Source organism: Cupriavidus sp. SIMBA_020, from assembly GCF_046535395.1.
Classification (GTDB): Bacteria; Pseudomonadota; Gammaproteobacteria; order Burkholderiales; family Burkholderiaceae; genus Cupriavidus; species Cupriavidus campinensis.
Genome location: NZ_JAWRWU010000068.1, coordinates 1 through 468, shown reverse-complemented (window position 1 = coordinate 468; position 468 = coordinate 1). Strand labels below are relative to the sequence as shown.

General features: G+C 64.5%; 1 protein-coding gene. It reads right to left on the bottom strand.

Annotated features, from left to right (window positions below):
* Window positions 1-42: 42 nt before the first annotated feature.
* Window positions 43-468: ABC transporter permease (locus tag SB751_RS28190; protein WP_410748808.1), on the bottom strand; the 426-nt coding region annotated here is incomplete at its 5' end.

Here is a 468-nt window from a genome sequence, read left to right as displayed (position 1 = left end):
GAGAGCGAAGGGACCGTTTTTCTGCATGATCGCTGTCCTCGCTCAACCCAGGCTGCGCCGGTAGGAACGTTCCACCACGCGGTTGTACGCCATCATGATGACGACGTTGACCACCAGCAGCACGATGGCGATGGCCGCGCCCAGCGGCCAGTTCAGTTCGGTCAGGAATTCGTCGTAGACCACCGTGGCCACCATCTTCAGGCGGCGTCCGCCCAGCAGCGCGGGAATCGCGAACGAACTGGCCGACAGCCCGAACACGATCAGGCTGCCCGACAGGATGCCCGGCATGGCCTGCGGCAGCACGATGCGTCTCGCCTGGCGAAGCCGCGGCAACCCCAGCGCCGCAGCCTCTTCTAGCTGCCCCTGATCGACGGACAGAATCCCGCCGCGAATCACTTCCGCCGAAAACGCGGCGTGATTGAGCGTCAGGCCGAGAACGGCCGCGCAGAAAGGACTGATGACCTCGAT